The 22,087-nt window shown below is 58.7% G+C and carries 24 protein-coding genes; 10 read left to right on the top strand and 14 right to left on the bottom strand.

Going from position 1 to position 22,087, the window contains the following annotated elements; translation table 11 throughout:
- Nucleotides 1-118 precede the first annotated feature (118 nt).
- Nucleotides 119-646: a hypothetical protein gene (locus AC5FXY_RS10310; protein ID WP_493556588.1), complete on the top strand. Its 528-nt coding sequence runs from the start codon at nt 119-121 to the stop codon at nt 644-646.
- A gap of 300 nt (nt 647-946) precedes the next feature.
- On the opposite strand, the gene AC5FXY_RS10305 is transcribed toward AC5FXY_RS10310, so the two are convergent.
- From AC5FXY_RS10305 to AC5FXY_RS10290, 4 genes are all read right to left on the bottom strand, one after another.
- The gene (locus AC5FXY_RS10305) at nt 947-3,172 is read right to left on the bottom strand and encodes a xanthine dehydrogenase family protein molybdopterin-binding subunit (RefSeq protein WP_493556587.1); all 2,226 of its coding nucleotides are present in this window, start codon (nt 3,170-3,172) and stop codon (nt 947-949) included.
- A 134-nt stretch (nt 3,173-3,306) separates the two neighbouring features.
- A complete protein-coding gene (locus tag AC5FXY_RS10300; RefSeq protein WP_493556586.1) occupies nt 3,307-4,299 on the bottom strand; it encodes an FAD binding domain-containing protein in 993 nt (330 codons plus the stop codon).
- Nucleotides 4,300-4,384: 85 nt separating this feature from the next.
- The gene (locus AC5FXY_RS10295) at nt 4,385-4,903 is read right to left on the bottom strand and encodes a (2Fe-2S)-binding protein (protein ID WP_493556585.1); all 519 of its coding nucleotides are present in this window, start codon (nt 4,901-4,903) and stop codon (nt 4,385-4,387) included.
- A 189-nt stretch (nt 4,904-5,092) separates the two neighbouring features.
- Nucleotides 5,093-5,686, bottom strand: coding sequence for a hypothetical protein (locus AC5FXY_RS10290; protein ID WP_493556584.1), 594 nt, complete (start codon nt 5,684-5,686; stop codon nt 5,093-5,095).
- A gap of 142 nt (nt 5,687-5,828) precedes the next feature.
- On the opposite strand from AC5FXY_RS10290, the gene AC5FXY_RS10285 reads away from it, so the two are divergent.
- The gene (locus tag AC5FXY_RS10285; protein WP_493556583.1) at nt 5,829-7,826 is read left to right on the top strand and encodes an AAA domain-containing protein; all 1,998 of its coding nucleotides are present in this window, start codon (nt 5,829-5,831) and stop codon (nt 7,824-7,826) included.
- Nucleotides 7,827-8,257: 431 nt separating this feature from the next.
- On the opposite strand, the gene AC5FXY_RS10280 is transcribed toward AC5FXY_RS10285, so the two are convergent.
- Nucleotides 8,258-8,443: a hypothetical protein gene (locus AC5FXY_RS10280; protein WP_493556582.1), complete on the bottom strand. Its 186-nt coding sequence runs from the start codon at nt 8,441-8,443 to the stop codon at nt 8,258-8,260.
- A gap of 39 nt (nt 8,444-8,482) precedes the next feature.
- A complete protein-coding gene (locus AC5FXY_RS10275; RefSeq protein WP_493556581.1) occupies nt 8,483-8,830 on the bottom strand; it encodes a hypothetical protein in 348 nt (115 codons plus the stop codon).
- 168 nt (nt 8,831-8,998) lie between these two features.
- Between AC5FXY_RS10275 and AC5FXY_RS10270 the strand changes: the two genes are divergently transcribed.
- The 3 genes from AC5FXY_RS10270 to AC5FXY_RS10260 all read left to right on the top strand — a co-directional run bounded on the left by AC5FXY_RS10270 (nt 8,999) and on the right by AC5FXY_RS10260 (nt 11,050).
- On the top strand, nt 8,999-9,511 hold the full coding sequence (locus AC5FXY_RS10270; protein WP_493556580.1) for an FKBP-type peptidyl-prolyl cis-trans isomerase: 513 nt from the start codon (nt 8,999-9,001) through the stop codon (nt 9,509-9,511).
- A 120-nt stretch (nt 9,512-9,631) separates the two neighbouring features.
- Complete coding sequence (locus AC5FXY_RS10265; protein ID WP_493556579.1) at nt 9,632-10,474, top strand: AraC family transcriptional regulator; 843 nt, start codon at nt 9,632-9,634, stop codon at nt 10,472-10,474.
- 72 nt (nt 10,475-10,546) lie between these two features.
- Entirely contained in the window at nt 10,547-11,050 is a 504-nt protein-coding gene (locus AC5FXY_RS10260; protein ID WP_493556578.1) for an SgcJ/EcaC family oxidoreductase, read from the top strand.
- Between the two features lie 47 nt (nt 11,051-11,097).
- On the opposite strand, the gene AC5FXY_RS10255 is transcribed toward AC5FXY_RS10260, so the two are convergent.
- Together AC5FXY_RS10255 and AC5FXY_RS10250 are read right to left on the bottom strand one after the other, a co-directional pair.
- Entirely contained in the window at nt 11,098-11,493 is a 396-nt protein-coding gene (locus AC5FXY_RS10255) for a hypothetical protein (protein WP_493556577.1), read from the bottom strand.
- 29 nt (nt 11,494-11,522) lie between these two features.
- Nucleotides 11,523-12,116, bottom strand: a complete 594-nt coding sequence (locus tag AC5FXY_RS10250) for an acyl carrier protein phosphodiesterase (protein ID WP_493556576.1) — start codon at nt 12,114-12,116, stop codon at nt 11,523-11,525.
- 126 nt (nt 12,117-12,242) lie between these two features.
- Here AC5FXY_RS10250 and AC5FXY_RS10245 point away from each other — a divergent pair, with 126 nt between their 5' ends.
- The 4 genes from AC5FXY_RS10245 to leuS all read left to right on the top strand — a co-directional run bounded on the left by AC5FXY_RS10245 (nt 12,243) and on the right by leuS (nt 17,164).
- A complete protein-coding gene (locus tag AC5FXY_RS10245) occupies nt 12,243-12,752 on the top strand; it encodes a pyridoxamine 5'-phosphate oxidase family protein (RefSeq protein WP_493556575.1) in 510 nt (169 codons plus the stop codon).
- 144 nt (nt 12,753-12,896) lie between these two features.
- A complete protein-coding gene (locus tag AC5FXY_RS10240) occupies nt 12,897-13,616 on the top strand; it encodes a spheroidene monooxygenase (RefSeq protein WP_493556574.1) in 720 nt (239 codons plus the stop codon).
- Between the two features lie 380 nt (nt 13,617-13,996).
- A complete protein-coding gene (locus AC5FXY_RS10235; protein WP_493556573.1) occupies nt 13,997-14,260 on the top strand; it encodes a hypothetical protein in 264 nt (87 codons plus the stop codon).
- A 120-nt stretch (nt 14,261-14,380) separates the two neighbouring features.
- Entirely contained in the window at nt 14,381-17,164 is a 2,784-nt protein-coding gene (gene leuS, locus AC5FXY_RS10230; RefSeq protein ID WP_493556572.1) for a leucine--tRNA ligase, read from the top strand.
- A gap of 184 nt (nt 17,165-17,348) precedes the next feature.
- Here leuS and AC5FXY_RS10225 read toward each other — a convergent pair whose 3' ends face one another.
- Together AC5FXY_RS10225 and AC5FXY_RS10220 are read right to left on the bottom strand one after the other, a co-directional pair.
- On the bottom strand, nt 17,349-17,696 hold the full coding sequence (locus AC5FXY_RS10225) for an MmcQ/YjbR family DNA-binding protein (RefSeq protein ID WP_493556571.1): 348 nt from the start codon (nt 17,694-17,696) through the stop codon (nt 17,349-17,351).
- Between the two features lie 123 nt (nt 17,697-17,819).
- Nucleotides 17,820-17,999: a DUF6728 family protein gene (locus AC5FXY_RS10220; protein WP_493556570.1), complete on the bottom strand. Its 180-nt coding sequence runs from the start codon at nt 17,997-17,999 to the stop codon at nt 17,820-17,822.
- 219 nt (nt 18,000-18,218) lie between these two features.
- On the opposite strand from AC5FXY_RS10220, the gene AC5FXY_RS10215 reads away from it, so the two are divergent.
- Nucleotides 18,219-18,683 carry a nuclear transport factor 2 family protein gene (locus tag AC5FXY_RS10215; RefSeq protein ID WP_493556569.1) on the top strand — a complete coding sequence of 155 codons (465 nt, stop codon included), beginning with the start codon at nt 18,219-18,221 and terminating at the stop codon, nt 18,681-18,683.
- Between the two features lie 120 nt (nt 18,684-18,803).
- On the opposite strand, the gene AC5FXY_RS10210 is transcribed toward AC5FXY_RS10215, so the two are convergent.
- From AC5FXY_RS10210 to AC5FXY_RS10195, 4 genes are all read right to left on the bottom strand, one after another.
- On the bottom strand, nt 18,804-19,124 hold the full coding sequence (locus tag AC5FXY_RS10210; RefSeq protein WP_493556568.1) for a DUF6984 family protein: 321 nt from the start codon (nt 19,122-19,124) through the stop codon (nt 18,804-18,806).
- A 250-nt stretch (nt 19,125-19,374) separates the two neighbouring features.
- Nucleotides 19,375-20,028: an HAD family hydrolase gene (locus tag AC5FXY_RS10205; protein WP_493556567.1), complete on the bottom strand. Its 654-nt coding sequence runs from the start codon at nt 20,026-20,028 to the stop codon at nt 19,375-19,377.
- 165 nt (nt 20,029-20,193) lie between these two features.
- Nucleotides 20,194-20,565, bottom strand: coding sequence for a hypothetical protein (locus tag AC5FXY_RS10200; protein WP_493556566.1), 372 nt, complete (start codon nt 20,563-20,565; stop codon nt 20,194-20,196).
- A 42-nt stretch (nt 20,566-20,607) separates the two neighbouring features.
- Nucleotides 20,608-21,921 carry a PAS domain-containing protein gene (locus AC5FXY_RS10195; RefSeq protein WP_493556565.1) on the bottom strand — a complete coding sequence of 438 codons (1,314 nt, stop codon included), beginning with the start codon at nt 21,919-21,921 and terminating at the stop codon, nt 20,608-20,610.
- Nucleotides 21,922-22,087: the final 166 nt, after the last annotated feature.

Raw genomic sequence — 22,087 nt, 5'->3', positions numbered from 1 at the left:
TTAAACTTTAGTAATAAATTTAAACTAACGGAACACGGATGCCACCACATCTCAAAGCCGTGAAATGTTAGCGGCTATATTGCGACACCACTCTGCAACAGACAACCAATCGCAGTGAATGAAATCAACAGAGGTTTATAAAGAAATAAATAGCATCGTTTTTCCGGAATTAAAATCGAATGGTTTTAAAAAGACGAAAAGCGGAATGCTTAGCTTTTATAAAAAATTAAAAAGCCACTATTTTATTATTTGGTTTCAATGTTCCCAAGATGGCTTTGACCAATATGCAGGGTCTAAATTTATTGTAGAGACCCAAATTGGAAACAGTGCAGAAATTGGACACGGTTTACATAGACACAGAATTACATACTTTTTGACACAAAGCGAACTTGCCAATATCAGAACAACTGAAAACGAAATAAAGGAAAAATTAACCAGACCACCAAAGTCACACTTCATATTCACAATGTCGGATGACATACAGAAGTGGTATAACAAAAAGTTTGAGAAGTACAACGTTGAATACAATAATTCAAGTGACATCTGGTTTATTTACTTTGACAGGAGTGATATTCAGAGGTGGGTTTCAATTCTCAAACCCATTATTGACAGAGTGATAATTGACTACGAGAAAAGCGACTATTGATTAATACAGCCGCTAACATTACATTGGCAATATGGCGGGGCGACGAATAAATTTTCAGCTTTTTGTTCGCTATTAAGTTTTAGTTTCGGCAGACGAATAACGCCGGGCAACAGAATAAACAATGAGCTTTTGTATCTTTAATTAGCAGCGGCACCAGGCAGACTTAACACAGAATACCGCCACATCGCCAATGCTTCAACGTACGCCGTCCGTCGTACGTAACTCATCAATACAAAACCCAAAAACGCCCCGGAACCTCACGGTTCCGGGGCGTCTCTTTTGTAGCCACAGCAGCATCAGCTACATCACCTTATCCAACGTAATCGGCAGGTCGCGCACGCGTTTGCCGGTGGCGTGGAACACGGCATTGGCAATGGCGGCCGACACGCCCAGAATGCCGATTTCGCCCAAGCCCTTCGCCCCCAGCGGGTTCACGATATCGTCGTGCTCGGCCACGAAGATGACGTCGATGTCGGGCACGTCGGCGTTGACGGAGACGTGGTATTCGGCCAAGTTGTGGTTCATGAAGCGGCCGTAGGGCTGGTCCACCATAGACTCTTCGTGCAGGGCCATGCTGATGCCCCACACCACGGCGCCGAGAATCTGGCTGCGGGCGGTTTTGGGGTTGAGGATGCGGCCGCCGGCAATGGCGCTGACCACCCGCGTGACGCGCACCGTGCCGTAGTCCTCATCTACTTCCACCTCCACAAACACGGCCGAGTGCACGTGCCGCGAGTAAAGCTGCTGCTTGCCGAGGTTGGGCAGGCCGGTGCTTTCCTCCTCTATCACGCTCACCTCGGCGTGGCGCATCACGTCGCGGATGGCCACCTTGTGGGTGTAGTCGTTCTTGGGGTGCAGGTGGCCGTCGGTGAAGATGACTTCGTCGAAATCGAGGCCGGCGACGGGCGAATTGGGCATTTTCTTGGCCAGCTTCAGCAGTTGCTTGCCCACGGCCTCGCACACGTTCTTGACGGCCGTGCCCACGGTGGCGGCCGTTTGGGAACCGCCTTGGAAGGGTGCTTCCGGCAGGGCCGTGTCGCCGAGCCGGAAGGTGACCTGATCCAGGGGCAGGCCCAGCGTTTCGGCCGCAATCTGCGTCATGATGGTGTAGGTGCCGGTGCCGATATCGGCCGTGCCACTGCCCACCAGCAGGCGGCCATCGGGCGTGAGCACGGCGCGGGCGGCGGCCTTGTTTTGCTCGGAGTCCCAGACGCCGGTGGCCATGCCCTGCCCGATCAACGTGTGCCCGCGGCGCGTGGCGCGTGGCCGGGGGTTGCGCTGGTGCCAGCCGAAGCGTTCGGCGCCTTCGCGGTAGCACTGGCGCAGCTCCTTGCTGGAGTACGGCAGGTCTTTCTGCTGGTCGCGTTCGGAGTAATTCTTCAGCCGCAGCTCTACGGGGTCGACGCCGGTGCGGAAGGCCAGCTCATCCATGGCCGATTCCAGCGCAAACAAGCCAGTGGCGGCGCCGGGGGCGCGCATGTCGAGTGGGGTGAAGAAATCCAATCCGGCCAGCCAGTGCTCCAGCTTCACGTCGTCGCACTGATAGAGCATGCCCGACCAGTTTACGATTTTTTCGGTGTAGGCCTCAAACTGCGAGGTTTCGCACAGGGTCTTGTGCTTGATGGCCTGCAGCTGTCCCGCGGGGGTAGCGCCCAGCGCCACGGTCTGCAGGGCATTGGGCCGATGGCCGAACGAAAACATCTGCTGGCGCGTAAGCGTGACGCGCACCGAGCGGCGCAGCTCCTGCGCGGCCAGCACCGCCAGGTACAGCTGGTACTGCGGCCTCAGCCCCGAGCCGAAGCCCCCGCCCACAAACGGCGACACCACCCGCGCCTCGTCCTTCGACAGGCCAAACACGCTCTGGATGTACTGTTGGCTGTTGAATACGCCCTGGGTTTTGTCGTAGATGACCATCTTGCCGTCGTCCTGCAGGTCGACGGTGGTCGTGAACAGCTCCATGGGGTTGTGGTGCTCCACGGGGTGCGCGTACTCGGCCTCAAACTTTACTTCGGCTTTCTTGAAGGCCTTGTCGGCGTTGCCGCGCGACTTGGGCACTTCGTAGCCGCTCTTGCCTTTGGGCGCGGCGTAGTTGTCGGTGCGCTTCAGTTCCAGGTCGGTTTCGTGCTTGGCCACCTTGTACTGCACCCGCACCAGCGAGGCGGCGTAGCGGGCTACTTCAAAGCTTTCGGCCACTACCAGGGCAATGGGCTGCTGGCTGAACTGGATTTCGGGCCGCTGCAAGGGCCGGAAGTGCTTGCCCTTGGGCGCGTCGTCGTCTTTGTAGCTGCGGTTGAGCCAGGCCAGGCTGGGTACGTTTTCGTGGCTGAAGACCTGTAGCACGCCCGCCACGGCCAAGGCCTGCGAGGCATCGATGCGGGTGATTTTGCCCCGCGCAATGGCGCTCGACACCACCACGCCATAGGTCAGGTTGGGCACGTTAAACTCGCCGGCGTACTTCGCCTCGCCCGTTACTTTGGCCCGCCCATCGACGCGGCTGATCGGTTTTCCTACGTGATTGGTGCTCATTGGTGTGTAGTGCTTCCGTGTTCGTGCCTTCGTTTTCCCACTGATTCTCTCAAGCGACGCACGGGGCCGGCTTCCCCTCCTGGCTGCGGCAGCTGGCCAGTATGAGCGGTAAACCCAGCCCGGTGCGCCAAGCACTACATTCCTGCAGCTTCCATAAAGGCCCGCACCACCACGCGGCGGACCAGTTCGATCTTGAACTCGTTGTGCTCGTAGCCCCTGGCTTCGCGCACCACCTTCTCGGCAGCCAGCCGAAAGTTAGCTTCCGTGGCTTTTTGCCCGCGCAGCAGCGCTTCGGCTTCCTGATTCCGCCAGGGCTTGTGCGCCACGCCGCCCAGCGCAAAGCGTGCTTCCCGAATAGTGTCGCCATCCATATCCAGCGCCGCTGCTATGGACACCAGCGCGAAGGCGTAGGATTGCCGGTCGCGCAGCTTCACGTAGGCGCAGTGCTTGGCAAAGCCCTCGGCGTGCGCGGCAGGCAGCTCAATGGCCGTTATCAGCTCATCGGGGCGCAGCGTGTTGTCTTTTTCGGGCCGATAGCCGGGCAGGCGGTGAAAGTCTTCGAACGGAATGGCGCGCTTGCCTTCCTTGCCCTCCACGTGTACCGTAGCGCCCAGCGCGGCCAGCGCCACGCACATATCCGAGGGGTGCGTGGCAATGCAGTACTCGCTCTGCCCCAGGATGGCGTGAATGCGGTTGATGCCGTTGATGGCCGAGCAGCCCGAGCCCGGCTCGCGCTTGTTGCAGGGCGTGGCCGTGTCGTAGAAATAGTAGCAGCGGGTGCGTTGCATGAGGTTGCCGCCGTTGGTGGCCATGTTGCGCAGCTGCGCCGAAGCCCCGGCCAGAATAGCTTTCGACAGCAACGGATAGCGCTGCTCCACCAGCGGGTGGTAGGCCGTATCGGCATTGGTGACGAGGGCGCCGAGACGCAGTCCGCCTTCGGGCATTTCCTCGATGGTCTGGAGCGGCAGCCGGGTAATGTCGACGAGGCGCGAGGGCCGCTCCACGTTTTCCTTCATCAGGTCGAGCAGATTGGTGCCGCCCGCAATGAATTTGGTAGCCTCCTGCGCTGATTTTTCACGCACGGCCGCTTCGGTACCGTCGGCGCGGAAATAAGTAAAGCTGTTCATCGGTCAGTAGTTAGTATTGAGTATGTCGAATTGAGCCAGCAACCAGCATGAGTGCGGCAAGCATCGGCCGCGCCCTACTCAATACTCACTTCTGCTTCAGCACTTCCTCAATGGCCGCCACAATGTTGGTGTAGGCCCCGCAACGGCAGATGTTGCCGCTCATCAGCTCCTTGATGTCTTCTTTGGTCTTGACCTTACCTTCCTTGATCATGCCCACGGCCGAGCAGATCTGGCCCGGCGTGCAGTAGCCGCACTGGTAGGCATCGTGCTCGATGAAAGCGGCCTGCAACGGGTGTAGCTCGCCGCCGTTGGCCAGGCCCTCGATGGTGGTGATTTCCTTGCCGTCCTGCATCACGGCCAGGGATAGACAACTATTGATGCGGCGGCCATCGACGAGTACCGTGCAGGCGCCGCACTGGCCATGGTCGCAGCCTTTTTTGGTGCCGGTGAGGTCCAGCCGTTCGCGCAGCAGATCGAGCAAGGTGGTCCAGGGCGCCACTTGCAGCGTGGTTTGGGCCCCGTTAATGGTAAGCGTAATGGTTTCGAGCGGCGGAAGCGCCTCGGCCACGTCACCGACCGGTGTTTGGGTAGTGTGGTTTGGCATGCGCAGGAGGGTTTTGGTGTGGATTTGGGGACGGTGGCAGCCGACTTCGCCAGCTGCCGTAGCGTACGATTACGCGGCACTGTTGCGCTTCGTTATTGTGCTAGCTCCTCGGCAAAACACAGAAGCATGCTTCCCTGCCGCTGATTGCTTCAGCGGCCACTACGGCGACGATGCGGCAGTGATTCAAAGCTATTGTTTACCTGTTGACTGATAGCTTTTTATCAACAATGACAACTCGTAAGCACTGCGCAGTTTCTGCTGCTCTATCCCGGCCAAGGCAAAGAAGCAGTCCTTAGGTAACAAACAACTGAATACGACCTCACCCCGGCGTTTTACCTTGAGCAACTGTATAGTCCCGTGCCCAGTCGGACTCATATCCGCTCCCACATAGTGGCCGGCGCCAAGCGCATTGATTAGGTTCTTAACACCTTTGTCATCTGCCAGCCTTACTGTATCCACATCACCCCTGTGGTTCCGCGTCATACAGTAGCTACTCGATTCTTCAATGCACAATCGAGTAGCAAAGAGCTTGTCCGGCTTTCCTCCCGTTACACTAATGAGCATCACCTCTGTTAAAGCGTTGGCGCGCTCAAAGTCGCTGAACCATGCCGCGAATTCGGGGAAATCGGCTTGGGCAGGGGTGCTCGTTGAGTAAATCGGGCACGACGAAGACACTGCTGTAGAGGTTCTTTGGACCTTACTGGTGCTTTTGCAAGACACTAGGAGCAGAAGTATCAGACTTGCACTGGGAAATAGATTTTTCACCACCATGAATTGAAACATAGATGAACAGCGCGAAGTAATCGTTCTGCCTCTAATCGCAACATTCTCTCGCGGATCATTCCCCATTTCTCCCCGACCTTCGTCCGCACCTTTACCGTTCAATACTTGTTGATCCGGTTTACACCTTTGCTGACATAGAAGCTTGGCTGAAGCTACCCCCCATACCCCCGCTCTCGAACCCATCTACGACGAACTCCGCCGCGTGCAAGGCTTAATGAAGCTGGAGCAGAAGGAGGACCTCGAGCAATTCCGCATCCGCAACGCCAAAAGCACGATTTCGGAGCGCGTGCACCGCGGCCTCACGTGGTACCCCATTAAGATTACCAAGGAAGACATCGGCTTCGGCGGCAAGCTGGTGCTGGAGCTGGAGCGCCCCGCGGGCCAGAGCCAGCAGCTGCACCTGTTTCAGGTGGGCAAAAACGCCGCGCTTTTCGGCAACATCCCCGGCCGCGCCGGCTCCGACCGCCCCATGCTCTCGGGCGTGGTGACGAGCGTGCGCCGCAACAAAATCACGCTGGCCACCAACAAGGAGGACCTGCCCGACTGGGTCGACGAAGGCGGAAAGCTGGGCATCGACCTGACCTTCGATGAGGTCAGTTACCGCGAGATGGAGTACGCGCTGCAGAAAGTGCAGGGCGCCTTCGGCCGCCTCGCCGAGCTGCGCGACACGCTGCTGGGCCACCGCCCGGCCGAGTATAAGTCGGAGGCCGAAGCCGAAAAGCTCTATTACCCCAACCCGCTCAACCCCTCGCAATTGGCCGCCGTGCAGCACGTGCTGGCCGCCAAGGACGTAGCCATCATCCACGGCCCGCCTGGCACCGGCAAAACCACCACCCTGGTGCAGGCTATCTTGGAAACCATCCGCCGCGAGCGGCGCGTGCTGGTGTGCGCCCCCTCGAACACGGCCGTGGATTTGCTCACCGAGAAGCTGGCTGAGCGCGGTGTCAACGTCATCCGGATGGGTAACCCTTCTCGGGTGTCGGATCTGCTGCTCGAGCACACGCTCGATGCGCAGATCATGACGCATAAGCACTATCCCGAAATGCGCAGTCTGCGCCAAACTGCCGAGCAGTACCGGCAGCAGGCCGGGCAGTACAAGCGCCAGTACGGCTGGGAGGAAAAACAGCAGCGCCAGGCCCTGAAGGAACAGGCGCACATGCTGTTGCAGGAGTCGGATCAGCTCGAAAAGTACATCACCGAGGACCTGCTGGAGAAGGTGCAGGTGATTACCTGCACGCTGGTGGGCTCGGCCAATCGCGCCATTCGTCACCTCACTTACGAAACGGTGTTTATCGACGAAGCTGCACAGGCTTTGGAACCGGGCTGCTGGATTCCGATAACCAAGGCTGACCGCGTAGTGCTGGCCGGCGACCATTGCCAGCTGCCGCCCACCGTCAAGAGCGAGAAAGCGGCCGCGCAGGGCCTGCGCGAAACGCTGTTCGAGAAGTGCATCACGCGCCAGCCCGACACGGCCAAGATGCTGCAGGTGCAGTACCGCATGCACGAGGACATTATGCGTTTTTCATCGGACCAGTTCTACGGCGGGAAGCTCGTGGCCGATGAGCGCGTGCGCCGCGCTGATTTGCACGCCTACGACCTACGCTTCCCGCCCGAGCCGGGCGCCGTGGAGTTCATCGACACAGCCGGTTGCGGCTACTCCGAGCTGGGCATCCTAGACTCGCCCTCGGTGGCCAACCCCGAGGAAGCCGACCTGCTGCTGCGCCGACTCTCGGAGCTGCTGCAGGACTACCACCCCGACGACCACGAGCAAGCCCCACTGAGCATCGGCGTTATTGCTCCCTATCGGGCCCAGATCAACTACCTCAAGGACCGCGTGGAGGAAATGCCCGAACTCAACGACCTGATGACCAAGCGCCAGCTCACCATCGGCACCGTGGACGCTTTCCAGGGCCAGGAGCGCGACATCATCGCCATTACGCTCACCCGCTCCAACGCGGCTTCGGATATCGGCTTCCTCTCCGACATCCGCCGCATGAACGTGGGCATGACGCGCGCCCGCCGCAAGCTGCTGCTGACCGGCGACTCGGCCACGCTCAGCTCCCATCCGTTCTACCGCGAGTTCGTGAATTACGTGGAGGATATCGGGGCGTACCGCACCGCCTGGGAGTTTCAGGAGTAGGCAAAACTCTTTTCCAGCTGTCATCCTGACGAAGGAAGGACCTTATCACCGCTGAATGACTGTCGTATCAACGACTTGTTCTAGCGTGACAAGGTCCTTCCTTCGTCAGGATGACAGCTAGTTTGTAGGCGCTGCTTCGGGATAGGCAATTACAAATACAGCACCGACACTGTATGCGGCGCGTCGGACTTGGTGTTCACGAAGTTCTTATCAGGTTTGTCGAAATTCACGACGTAAAGCCGGTTGCCGCGCTTGCACACTTCGGCCCGCTGATCCAGTAAGCCGCCCGCGCCATCAGTATCGCCATTATGAGCCAGCGTGGTGGTCTGATTCGTTTTCAGGTCGATTATCTCGATGGTATTCTGACGCGAGTTGGCGAGTTAGAGCCGGTCGGTTCCGCGGTCGATGACGAGGCCGTCGATGCAGGGAATCTACTTGCCGATAGTTGTCACTACCTTTTTCTGGGCCAGGCTGCCATCAGTCTTCAGCGCGAGCCGGTAGAGCCTACCATCGCCGAATACGCCGGTGTACAGACGGCCTTGGCTGTCGTAGTTCATGCCATTGACGCCGGTATCCAAGCCGGTTTCGTTTACCTTGGTAGTGAACGTGGCCAGCACGTGCGGGTCTATGGTTGTGGGCTTCAGCCGCACCGGGCCTTATTGCATCACGGCGCTGCCTTTGTCGTTGTCGGGCATATCCCACTCGCCGGGCGAGCTGTTATCGGCCAGATTGGGCACCGACAGGATGATGCGACCATTGGGAGCCAGCGCGAGGCCATCGGGCGTGTTGTACCGCCCTTCCAGGGAGTGCAACAGCTTGGTTTGGCTGGTGGTAGTAGCGCCGGCGGCAGTGGTGTCGGCCGCCGTGGAGTTCACGGCATCGACGTCGGTTCGGCGGGATTCTTTGTTGGAATCGCAGCTGGCCAGCATAACCAGCGCGCAGCCGGCAGCAAAGGCTGCCCGGCCCCGAAAATTGGGCAATAATACCCGGGAATGAATCGACATATGCGGCAACATTTCTATACTTACATGTGACCTAACGGGCCCGCCTGCGTACAGGTTATGCAAGGCCGGGGCGGCTGGCGCCGCTTCGTTCAGCCCAAAGTTCCTTTCTTTGCCCGCGCAGTCCGGCGCAACCGGCGCGGCTGCGCTTCACCCTTTTCCCCATTTCCAATGCAGATTGCCGATCAGAAGGTCGTCACCATCACCTACGACCTGAGCATAACCAACGACGAGCAGGAAAAGACGCTCGTGGAAAAGGCCGAAGCCGACAGCCCCATGGTGTTTCTGTTCGGTATGAGCGGCCTGCCCGAGGAGTTTGAGCAGCAGCTCACCGGCAAGCAGGCCGGCGACTCGTTCAGCTTCACCCTCTCGCCCGAGCAAGGCTACGGCGAATACGACCAAAACGCGCTGGTAGACCTGCCCAAGCAGATTTTCGAAATCGACGGCCAGATTGACAGCGAAATGCTGCAGCCCGGCAACTTCCTGCCCATGTCCGACAACCAGGGTAACCACATGCAAGGCAAAGTAGTGTTCGTTGGCAACGATACCGTGCAGATGGACTTCAACCACCCGTTGGCTGGCATGACCATGCACTTCGACGGCAAAGTGGTGGACGTACGCGAAGCTACCCGCGAGGAGCTCGACCACGGCCACGTACACGGCGAAGGCGGGCATCACCACTAAGCCAGCTTGCTTAGCTAAGAATAAGGAACGGGGCCCCAGGGCCCCGTTTTTTGTTTGGCTGGGACGCATTCCCCGAGCAGTAATCTTTACCTTACTGGTGAACGGATTCCTACTCGGCGCATGAGCACTCCTTTCTGCCAGTTTTACCGGCCGGCGCCAGCTCTACAACCCTTTGTGAGCAATTACATGCTCATGCATGTGCAGCTCGACCCGCGCCAGCCGCGTGTAATGAAGCCTTTCCCGGCCAATCCGGAGCAATGCCTCTACTTCTACGCCCGCGACACAGTGGACGTGTTCAGCTACGCCCACGCCCGGCAACGCACCAGTCCGGCCAGCATCATTGTCGGCCCGCAAGTGGCACGCGTGAATCTCACCATGGGCTTCGATCAGCTGACCATCAAAGTCGGCTTCAAGCCCGGCGCGCTGTTCCGGCTGTTTCGCCTGCCCATGCACGAGCTGCTCGATGACTCGGTGGACAGCGGCGAACTGGCCGGTCGCGACATTCAGCGCGTCAACGAGCAGTTACGCGAAACAGAGGACTATTCGCGCATGATTGCGGTGGTGGAAGATTTTCTGCTCACCAGAGTAGCCTCCCTGCGCGCCCCAGCACACGCCGTGGATCAGGTAGCCGGCCTGCTGCTGCAACGCCCCGGCCACCCGTGGTCCTTGGACGTACTGGCCCGCGAAGCCAACCTCAGTTCCCGGCAGCTCGAACGCAAGTTTATGGAGCGCATCGGCATGAGTCCCAAGCTACTGATGCGCGTAGCCCGCTTCGCCCAAGCTTACCGCCTAAAGGACCAGAACCCGCAGCTCGATTGGCAGGACATCATATTTCAGTGCGGTTATTACGATCAGATGCACCTGATCAAAGACTTCAAGCTTTTTGCCGCCGTGACGCCCTCCGCGCTGCTGCGCCAGGAGGCAGCCGCACCGCTGAAGCTCCTTGCCGGCAATCCTTTCTGACGTCGTTTTTTTACTATTTCTCCCTGCTGCTGGCTTCTACTTTGGCGTCATCAACCTAACCGATGAAGCATTATGAAGAAGCTACTCCCCTGGCTGGTCGCCTTGCCGCTCGCCGCTCCTGCCTTGGCGCAAGCACCCGCTTCAGCCGCCGAAGAAAAGGCCATTCGCCAGGTCCTGACAGGCACGGTGGAAGCCTGGAACCAGCACGATACCAACAAATACTTCAGCTACTTCACGCCGGAGGCTCAGTGGGTGAACGTAGTGGGAATGTGGTGGCACAATGTGAACGAGCACAAGTACGCGCTGGACATTTTTATGAACATGATGTTTAACAAAACCACGCACCGCGTGGTGCAGGCCGACGTCCGGATGTTACGGCCGGACCTGGCCCTGGTGCGGCACCGCTGGGAACTTACGGGCTGGGTAATGCCCGATGGCAAGGATATGAGCGACGCTTCCACGGGCGTGATGACCATGCTGATGGAAAAACGTCAGGGCCGCTGGCTCATTATCGACGGCCACAATACCTCCATTGACAAGAAAGCGGTGGACCCGGCACTGACGATGAAGAAGTAGCGGGAGCCGGCGTGCAGAGGCACTGCATCAGATGCATTGGCAATGCTTTAGCCTAACGTAAAGGAGCCTTCATCCTCAAACAAAGGGTCGCAAATCAACCGGTCTTCTGCCAATCGGTACGTCATGAAATAATCGATGGCGAAACCGTCGTGGCGCAGTAGCCGGATGTGCAGGGCATCTGTGGGCGGGGTGTCGGCTGAGAAGCGGAGGCGTATGTCCACTCCGGTGCCGCCGACTTTGGCCTGCCCTGAAGCAAGTTGCTCTCGGATTTCTTTCTCCAACAAGGACAGCACAGCCAAAGGCTCCGGTTGATCTTCCTCATCAGCAGCACCTAAGGGCACTGCCGCCCCATCGGCCTTCATTACAGCTCCTAAGGGGTAGAACTGGCCTATTTCTGTCAGAAAATGCTTCGCTTGCTGCACGATCAAGTCGCGTACTGCCATGAGCTCAGGATTCGAATTCGCCATCGTCGTTAGTTTCTAAAGGCTAGTATTTGGTCGCGCAGCTCTGGCCAGAATTCCTCGAAGTCTTCTTGGTATGCCGGCAGCTTTGCTAGAAAGGCTGCTGCACCCGTAGCCAAGATTGCGCCGCTTGGCACACGCCGGCTCAGTCCGTGCAAGGCCCGCTCCAGCCCTTCCTGTTGGGCGTAGCCCGTTAGCCAATCGTGTTGCCGCATGTACTGAAACATGTGCTGCAACCGCTCCGGTAGCTCGGTGCGGCGCGCGTGCAGGATGGCGTACATACGCTGACTGAAAGCAGCCAACGACTCTTCGGGCCGGTAGTGGTAGCGGTGGAAGTCCCGGGCCAGTAGGTGGTCGTAGCCCATATCGGCCACCACCCCGGCCCACTTCCCCAGGCCGGCTTCGCGCAGGCGGGCAGTACTACGGCGCACCACCGGGTGCTCATCGGTAAAGCTATCGATGAGGCGGTGCAAGCGGATGCCGCGCTGCACGACGGGCGGGTAGGCAGCCACGGCGGCACGGCCGCGCACGGCTTCGGCGGCGAAGTTGCCGACGATCAGATCGTCGTCGGGGCCGGAGAGCAGCAAGTGGGCCAGAAAATTCACGGCGGTAAGGTAGTTGGTGCAAGGATAGGAACGCGGGCGGGTGGCCCGGCGAGCTAACCTCGTACGCATTCGGCGCGTAAGGCAAGTACTCCTTCCAATCTGACGAACTCCAAAACACCTGAACCCATGGCCGAAAAAGTTGCCGTAAGCCACGACGTTTCCAAACTCGTGGAGCGTATCAAGGACATCAAAATTGCAATGATGACCACTGTAGAGCCCGACGGCTCGCTGCATTCGCGGCCTATGTATACCCACGAGCCTGAAGAGGACGGCACCCTGTGGTTTTTTACTGAGCGGGATTCGCCTAAAATTGACGAAGTACAGCAGGACCGTCACATCAACCTCGGCTACTCCAAGCCCAATGACAACTTGTACGTGAGCATCACGGGCCGCGCCAGCATTGTGACCGACCGCGCCAAAATCAAAGAGCTTTGGAACGAGGGCCTCCGCACCTGGTTTCCCCAAGGCTCCGACGACCCCAACATTGCTCTGCTGCGCGTCGACATCGACCGCGGCGAATACTGGGACCAGCCCAGCAACGCGCTGGTGCACGCTTTTGGCTACGTGAAGGCCGTGGCTACCGGCGAACGGTACCAGCCCACCGGCGACGAGCACACCAAGGTCAATCCCAAATAAGCACTTTTGCAAAGACGCTCAGCCGGAGCCGTCCGGAAAGGGAGAGAAGCTAATTCTCTCCCTTTTTGTTGTAGGTATAGGTTAGCCTAAAGGCCTTGCCCTACTTGCCTACTCGTTTCCGCTTACTCATCATTTATCCTCCCGTTGGATCAGCCCCTCACCACGCTGAGCATCATCACGCTGCAGTCGAGATACCGTCGCTGGGCCCTGGCCCAAATGGGCGTGCTGCCGCCAAAGCTGCAACAGGTGCCCGGCCTGCGCTTTGCCAAACTGCTCGGTTCCGGCTTCGATTTCGGCCTGCGCCCCAACCTGCACCGCTACGGCTTTATGGCCGTGTGGGACAATGCCGCTGCTGCCCAACACTTCTTCACTCATGATGCGCACTGGCAGCAGTACCGGCAGCGGAGTACGGAGCTTTGGACCGCTGATTTGTTACCGCTGCAGGGCCACGGACTCTGGGATGGCGAAAACGCATTCGCCTACGCTCCCAAAGCCGACGCCCCCGCCGACGCGCCGGTGGCCGTACTCACGCGGGCCAGCATTAGGCTGTCGCGCTCCTGGAGTTTCTGGCGGGCGGTGCCACCAGTAAGCCGTAGCGTAGCGCAGGCTCCGGGCCTGCTGGCGGCCATCGGGCTGGGCGAGTTGCCCATCATCCGGCAAGCCACTTTCAGCGTGTGGCGCACGGCCGCCGAGATGCGTCAATACGCATACGGGCAGCAGCACGAGGGCCGGCACAAAGACGTGATTCGGCGCACGCGGCAGGAAAAATGGTACTCGGAGGAGATGTTTGCGCGCTTTCAGGTGCTGCGCACTGAGGGTACTTGGGACGGGCAAAATCCGCTACCGCTCACGCTCGGGCAATAAAAAAGAGCAGACCACCCGTCACGGCGCGACACCACACCTGAAGTCGCGCCTAGTTGCCGCATTTGACGGGCGGCCTGCTCGCTACAAAGGTGCGGCAGGCATAATCCTGGAACGGCAGCATTACTACGGGTTTTAGCCGGGGGCGAGTACTGATTTTAGCGCTTGGGTTTATACCCACCTGCTGCCCATCGGTTTTTCCGCCCTCCTACAAAACGTACAATTCAGTAGTTCACGCACGCTAGATTCAGTAATTCTTATGGTTTAGTCCAACTCCGGACCGACGTACCTTAGCATCAGCTACTGGCAGACTGTGCCGTAGCACCAGTGGCTGATTCAGACGCTGATTACGCGACCTGAAAGTATCCGAGCCCATCTAATTTATGCTGCTCCTGATGACGCACGACGAATTGGAAAAAGCCGGTTTTCTGTATGCCGACTACGTGCCCGCCGGGACGACGTATGGCCGCGGCAGTCTTTATGTACGCATGACGCCCACGGGCTCCCTTCGCGTGTTCCTGCCCGAAGGCACCGACGGCGAAATTGAGCTATCCTCGGGCGACGTGTACAGTCCCGACGTGCTCTACCGCGGGCCCATCAAGGATATCGATGAGCTAGTGCGCCTCACGCACCGCTGGGTAGCGTAAGCACGAACTCTTTTCCTCAGCTGAGGCCGGAAGCTTGTTCTTTCCCGCTCCCTTGCGGCCTTGCCGCCATTTCCGCGTATTTTCGCCGGCTCAATTAGTTCGCATTCCAGCCCCGACGATATGCCCGGCTACCGACCGCAGGAGATAGAGCAGAAGTGGCAGAATTTCTGGCAACAAAACCAGACCTTCCGCGCCGAAAACCATTCTGATAAGCCCAAGTACTACGTGCTCGACATGTTCCCCTACCCCTCCGGGGCCGGGCTGCACGTGGGGCACCCGCTGGGTTACATCGCCTCCGATATCGTGTCGCGCTACAAGCGCCACCGCGGCTTCAACGTGCTGCACCCCATGGGCTTCGACTCCTTCGGGCTGCCCGCTGAGCAGTACGCCATCCAGACCGGGCAGCACCCCGAAAAGACCACCCGCGAGAACATTGCCCGCTACATCGAGCAGCTTTCGGCGCTGGGCTTCAGCTACGACTGGTCGCGCGAAATCCGCACCTCGAATCCCGACTACTACAAGTGGACGCAGTGGATCTTCCTGAAGCTGTTCAACTCGTGGTACAACCTCGATACCAACCGCGCCGAAAGCATCCGCACCCTGCAGGATAAATTTGCGGAAAGCGGCAGCGCCGGCGTGCGTGCCGCCTGCGACGAGGACGAGCGCCACGACTTCTCGGCCGGCCAGTGGCAGATGATGTCGGAGGCCCAGCGCATCGCCGCTGTGCACCCCTACCGCCTTGCCTACCAAAGCGAAACGTACGTAAACTGGTGCCCGCAGCTGGGCACGGTGCTGTCGAACGACGAGGTGAAAGACGGGGTTTCGGAGCGCGGCGGCTACCCTGTGGAGCGCCGCCTCATGCCGCAGTGGAACCTGCGCATCACTGCCTATGCCCAACGCCTGCTCGACGGCCTCGACCACATCGACTGGCCCGAGGCTGTAAAGGAAATGCAGCGCAACTGGATTGGCCGCTCGGTAGGTGCTGAGGTGCGCTTCGAGGTACAAAACCATCCGGAGCTGCCGCTGTCGGTGTTCACCACCCGCCCCGATACCCTATTCGGCGTGACGTACATGGCCGTGGCACCGGAGTCGGAGCTGCTGGCTACTCTTACCACCGATGCGCAGCGCGCCGAGGTGGAGAAGTACGTAGAGTGGGCCAAAAACCGCTCGGAGCGCGACCGGATGGCCGACGTGAAGACCATCACGGGCGCCTTCACGGGCTCTTACGCTCTGCACCCTTTCACGCAGGAGCCGCTGCCCATTTGGGTAGCCGATTACGTGCTGGCCGGCTACGGTACCGGCGTGGTGATGGCCGTACCCGCCCACGACACCCGCGACTTCGCTTTCGCCCGACACTTCTCGCTGCCCATCGTGCCCGTAGTGGAAGGATATGATGAGGAAGCTGGCGAAGCCTACGCCGCCAAGGAAGGCCGCATCATGAACTCCGATTTCCTTAATGGCCTCGAAGTAAAGCCCGCCATCAAGGCAGCCATTGCGCGCTTGGAGGAAATGAGCATCGGTACGGGCAAGGTAAACTACCGCCTGCGCGATGCCATCTTCGGCCGCCAGCGCTACTGGGGCGAGCCAATTCCGATCTACTACCGCGACGGTATGGCCTTCGGCATGGCCGAGCAGGACTTGCCGCTGGTGTTGCCCGAAATCGATGAGTACAAGCCTACTGAAACCGGTGAGCCGCCGCTGGGCCGCGCCAAGGACTGGAAGTACCGCGGACAGTTTGAGTTCGAGCTGAGCACCATGCCCGGCTGGGCTGGCTCCTCGTGGTACTACCTGCGCTACATGGACCCCAAAAACGACGAGCGTTTCGTGGGCGAAGAAGCCGAGCAGTACTGGCAGAACGTGGACCTGTACATGGGCGGCGCCGAGCATGCCACCGGCCACCTGCTCTACTCCCGCTTCTGGCACCTGTTTTTGAAGGATTACGGCTTGGTGACCACCGATGAGCCCTTCCAGAAGCTCATCAACCAGGGCATGATCTTGGGCCGCTCAAACTTCGTGTACCGCATCAACGGTACCAATAAATTCGTGACTGCCTCCAAGCGCAAGGACTACGATACCACGGGCCTGCACGTGGACGTGAACATTGTAGAGGACGACGTGCTCGACCTCGAAGCTTTCAAGCAGTGGCGCGAAGATTTCGCTGGTGCTGAGTTCATTCTCGAAGACAACGGCACCTACGTGTGCGGCGTCGAAATCGAGAAAATGTCGAAGTCGAAGTACAACGTGGTAAACCCCGACACGCTGATTGAGCGCTACGGAGCTGACGCGCTGCGCCTGCACGAGATGTTCCTTGGGCCGCTGGAGCAGTTCAAGCCCTGGAACACGCAGGGCATGACGGGCGTTTCGGGCTTCCTCAAGAAGCTCTGGCGCCTGTACTTCCCCGAAGACCGCGACTGGGCTGTAACCGATGAAGCCGCCTCGCCGGCCGAGCTGAAAGCCCTGCACAAGGCCATTCGGAAGGCGCAGGAAGACATCGAGCGTTTCTCGTTCAATACTTCCGTCAGCACCTTCATGATTTGCGTGAACGAGCTGACGGCGCTGAACTGCCGCAAGCGCGCCATTCTGGAGCCGCTGGTGGTGCTTATCTCGCCCTACGCCCCGCACCTAGCAGAGGAGCTATGGGAGCAACTCGGCCACCCGGCCGGTTCGCTTAGCACTGCCCCCTTCCCTGAGTTCAACGAGGAGTACTTGGTGGAAGACACCGTGAACTACCCGGTGGCCATCAACGGCAAGGTGCGCGAGCAGATGCAGTTCGCGGCCACGGCCACGGCTGCCGAAATCGAGGAGGCGGTACGCGCTACCGATATTCTGGCCCGCTTTGCGGAGGGCAAGCCGGCCAAGAAGGTCATCGTGGTGCCCGGCCGTATGGTGAACGTGGTAGTATAACTCACCGCGACCTTTTAATGCATAAAGCCCGCTGGTTCCGGACCGGCGGGCTTTCTTATTGTTTAGAGTGTATCCTGAGCAAGGCGCAGGATCTTATCTCACCTGGACGAGTCAAAAGCATCTTTTCGTTGCTTGATGGAAGGTCCTTCACCTTGCTCAGGATGACACGGAGCGTTAGTATAGCCTAGCTTAATTCGGCCTGCACGGCCTTCGGGAGCGAGGCCCGCACGAGGTCGTAGGAATGATCAATGAGATCCTGCAGCTGCCGCACCGTGATGCCCGTGCCGATGAGCACCGTGTTCCAGTGCTTTTTGTTCATGTGGTAGCCGGGCAGCACGTAGTCGTACTGCTCGCGTAGCTGCACAGCGCGCTCCGGGTCGCACTTGAGGTTGGCCGAGCGGTAGGTTTCGATGTCGATGAGGGCGTACATCTTGCCGCCGACTTTGAACACGAGGTTGTCGGGGCCGAAGGGCGTTTCCTCCGTAGTGCCGGGCTTGGCAAGGCAGTAGTCGCGGAATTCTTCGATGTTCATAGCGGCAAGATACGCCCCGGCGCAGAACAATGTAGCGCAGGCTTTACAGGGCGTGCTGCAACGCACAAGCCCGCTACCGGATACCGGCAGCGGGCTTGTAATATGGGCGAAGTTCGGCCCTGCTTAGCGCAGGATGACGAACTTGAAAAGCATGAAGATCAAGCCTGCCAAGAACATCAACATCGAAATCTTATTGATGGTGTGCATGGTGCGCAGGTTGAAATTGGTATGACGGTTGGCATCTTTCTTACGGAAGAAATAGCCAAACACGGGGCCGAAATCAAACAAACCTTTGGTACGCATAGGACAAGAAATGAAAGGCGGCTGAATAAACGAAGGTAGCAAACCTCGGGACGTAGTGCGCTACCCATCACTGCATACACAACAGCCTCCACGCCCAGATAGTTACCCCTACATGCCCCAAATTCCGTCTAGAATTTCATCTTTTTTCAGGGCCTAAAGCCGCTGCTGCAACTCTGGGAAGCGGTTTTGCACCTATGCCTGTATCAAGCCTTTGTCTCTATGAAACACCTGCTACTCCCCGCTCTGCTACTCGTCTCGGCCAGCGCTTCGGCTCAAAAAAGCACAGCCTCGGCTGCCGAAACCGAAGCTGTTAAGAAGACCATCAATACCTTCTTCGAGGGCATGCGCAAAACCGATAGCACCATGGTGCGGAGCACGCTTGCGCCTACGGCCATCCTCCAAACCATTGCCAACCGCAACGGCGTGGTGCAGGTACGCACCGAAAACGTGCGGGAGGTGGTGAAAGCCCTCGGCACGCCGCACCAAGGTGTGTACGACGAACGCATCAAGTTCGAGCAGGTGCTCATCGATGCCGACCTGGCCAGCGTCTGGACTCCTTACCAATTCTACGTCAGCGACAAATTCAGCCACTGCGGCTACAACTCCTTTCAGCTGGTGAAGCTAGCCGAGGGGTGGAAGATTGCCTACATCATCGACACGCGCCGCAAGGAACAGTGCCAGTAACACGAGTAGCGCAACGGCTTAGGATTGGAGGTTAGGGCTAGTCCCTCGTCTAAGAGAATCCGCCTTGGCGGTGACCCGCAACTTGGATCGTGCACAACCCGCTTAAATAGTTCTGGACGCTTAAAAAGCCGGAATGCGCTGGATAAGGGAGTCGTCAGCTTTCCAGCAATCCAACTCGTACAGCTCGCCTTCCTGATCCAAGTACAGGGCCACCAACACCGGCACGCCGTCTTCGTCGAGAAACTGCGTCGCGGCGATTCGTTGGCCCAGATGGCGGCTGGGCATGTGATTGATAAACCGCAGACTACCAATGCCGTTGGCAGTCAGCTCCACAATTTCAGCGGCGTGCAGCTGCGGCAACAGCCGCTCGGCGTCGGGCTTGCCGCGCAGCAGGAAGATGAGCAAACCCAGTTCGGGCAGGTTCAGCGGGCGGAAGGTCATGCAGCGGATACGTTACACTACCGATACGCAAGCGCCGACAAAGGATTGGCAGGGTGCGCCGGTAAGCCGCGACATTTGTTTTGCGTGCGGGCGCAACAACTTGTTTATCAATCTTTGCACGCTCTGCGGGAGATACAATCCTTTACAAATAACCTCAGAAAACGAACCTCAGCGCAGTTAACGATGGGCCATACATCGTTAGCTGCGCTGAGGTTCAGTGGCGTATTTACGCAGGCACCTACATCCTATCTTAGAAAGCCAGCAGGTCCGCTGCACTGAGCTGCCCCAAGTGCGACACTACGCGGTCGGCGTGGCTCAGGTCCTGGCCCGTGGAATGTTCGCTGCTGTAGCCGATGCAGTACATGCCGGCTGCCTTGGCGGCTGATACGCCGTTGGCGGAGTCTTCTATCACCACGCACTCCTGCGGCGGCACGCCGGCCAGCTTGGCAGCGTGGAGGAAAATGGCCGGGTCGGGCTTTGAGCGCGGGAAATCTTCACCGCTCACCAGGTTCTGGAAGTACGAATACAGCTCAAAACGTCGGAACACGCGGTGAATCGTTTCCTTGGAAGCCGATGAAGCCAGTTGCAGCGGTACGCCTTGGCGGTGCACATCCAGCACCAGCTCCCGCGCGCCGGGCAGCAGTTCCAGCTCCGTAGAGGCATCGAAGGAAGTACCGAACAGCTCCCGCTTCCGCAGCATCAGCGTTTCTACGTCGCCTTCGAGGTTGAATTCCTGCTTAAGCTGCTGGTAGACGTTGCGCGTGGAGGCCCCCAGAAAGCTGGCGTATTTCTCCGCCGTCATCGGAATGCCCAGCTCAGCAAAGTGGCGGAAAAAAGCAGCGTGGTGCAGCGGCTCGGTGTCAACGAGTACGCCGTCCATGTCGAAGATGACAGTACGGATCATGAATGGGTATTCAGGGTAAGGCAGTAAAGGTAGCGAACCACCCCAAGCGAAAGCGTCGCCCGCCAGCCGCTAGCGAACTGCTAAGCGTCTTTTAAGTCAGGCAATGCGCAGTCAATAAGCTCAGGTGGACAACTACTACCTAGCGCCAATTGCCTGTAGCGGAGCTTACGCAACCTTCGACAATGGCGCGGAGCTGGTGCTGAGCTTTTCTAACTGGGCCACCAGTTGCTCACCAATCCGCTCGATCTGAATCATGCCGCGCCGGGCTTCCTCTATCTGGCCGCGACGGTATAGTTCGGCCAAGGACCGGCCGCTGGTGAGCAGGTGCTGCAGCAGACGCTCAGCCTCGCGTACTTCGGGGCGTCCAGGGTAGCGGGGCTTCACCGCGGTGTCGATCCACTGGCCCAAAGCATTGCTCTGCACCGCAAACATCCCATCGTCGGCTTCGCGCACGCCATAGAGCACCGAGCGTAGCTGCGATTTAAACAGGATCTGCTTGATGCGGGCCTGTTGAACATCCAGGGTATTTAAATCCATAAGCAAGAACGTTGCACAACGGGGTTCAGCACACTTTCTTACTTAAGAAGCAGCGGGTGATGGAAAGGAATCTACTAAGGTTTGTAATTGCTGCCGGGCCCTAACAAGTTCCGTAACGTCGAAGGCAAAGCTGGAAATACCAACAATCTGCCCGTTCTCACGGAAAGCCTGGTAGGTAAAATCAAAGTATACCTCCTCCACGTTTCCGGTGTCTTGCCGGCGTACCTGCAGCAGCATTTCTTTGCCGAAGAACGGTTCGCCGGTATCATAAACCTGATCCAGCAACGCAATAAAGCCTTGCTCAACTGCCTCGGGCACCACTTCCACTACGGAGCGCCCTAGCAGCTCACGGTCGGGGAACAGTTCATGGTAAAGGGGGTTGGCATACTCGAATACGTAATCCCGCCCGCGCACAATGGCAATGAGGGCTGGTGCCTGCTGAAACAGTGCGTAAAACGTTTCGCGCTGGGATTCTGCCAATTGGAAGGCTTGGTAGGACTGATCGGAAAGGGCCGCTTGCTCTTCGTTGGCCATCAACAGCTCACCAACCAACGTCTTCTGGTCGTGAATGTCGCTGCAGCAGCCCACCCACATGGTGACCTCGCCGGCGGCGTTGCGGCGCGGGATGCCACGGGCCAGCACCCAGCGGTATTCGCCGTCGGCGCAACGCAGGCGGTATTCGGTCTGGTAGCTTTCCCCTGTTTCGTAGGCCCGCCGCCAAGCGGCAGCGGCAGCGGCGTGGTCGTCGGGGTGGACGCTGTCCAGCCAGCCAAAGCCCGTCTCCTGTTCCATTTTCCGACCGGTAAACTTCAACCAGCTTTGGTTGAAGTATTCGGACGAGCCGTCGGGGCGCGTGGTCCAGACCATCACGGGCAGGGCTTCCAGGATAAACTCGGAGCGTTCCTGGCTCTCGAGCAAATCGCGCTGCATGTCCCGGGCATGCTGGTCAGCGAGGTGCTGCTGCGTCACGTCGGTGGTCCGCAACAAAATGGCTTGCAGTTGCCCTTGTGCGTCAAACTGGGGGAAATTGGTGGTTTCCCAATAACGTTCTTCCAAACCGCCGCCCTCTTCTGCGCTGCGCTGCATATCGTAGCGGATGCGGGGCATGGTGTGGGGCTGAGCATGGTCCCGAACGTGGTCGAGCGAGTCGCTGAAGACCTTCCAGTCGTTCTGCTCATCCCGCGGGAATACCTCAAACACGTCGCGGCCCACAATGTCCTCTCGCCGTTTGAAGGTAACGGCCAGGTATAGGTCGCTGGCATCCAGAATTGTGTAATCCAGCGCCATGAGCAAGTAATACTCAGGCAGCTGCCACAACGAGAAAAAGGTACCTGGAGCGGAAAGCGTAGAAGCCATAAAACCTAATTAGAGGAAAGTGCGCACAAAGCTAGGTGATAACACCATACGTATTCGGCCAGTAAGAGGCCATTAGGGCCTAGCAAGAGTAGTTCAGCCCGCAGCAGCCCGGCCGGCATTTGCAAGGCGGTGCGCTGATGGTCTTACAACCCACGCCTGAAGTGGC

It is taken from the genome of Hymenobacter sp. FMD4, from assembly GCF_058932745.1.
The sequence above is the reverse complement of the archived record's forward strand: the minus strand, read 5'-3'. Positions and strand labels throughout refer to the sequence as shown.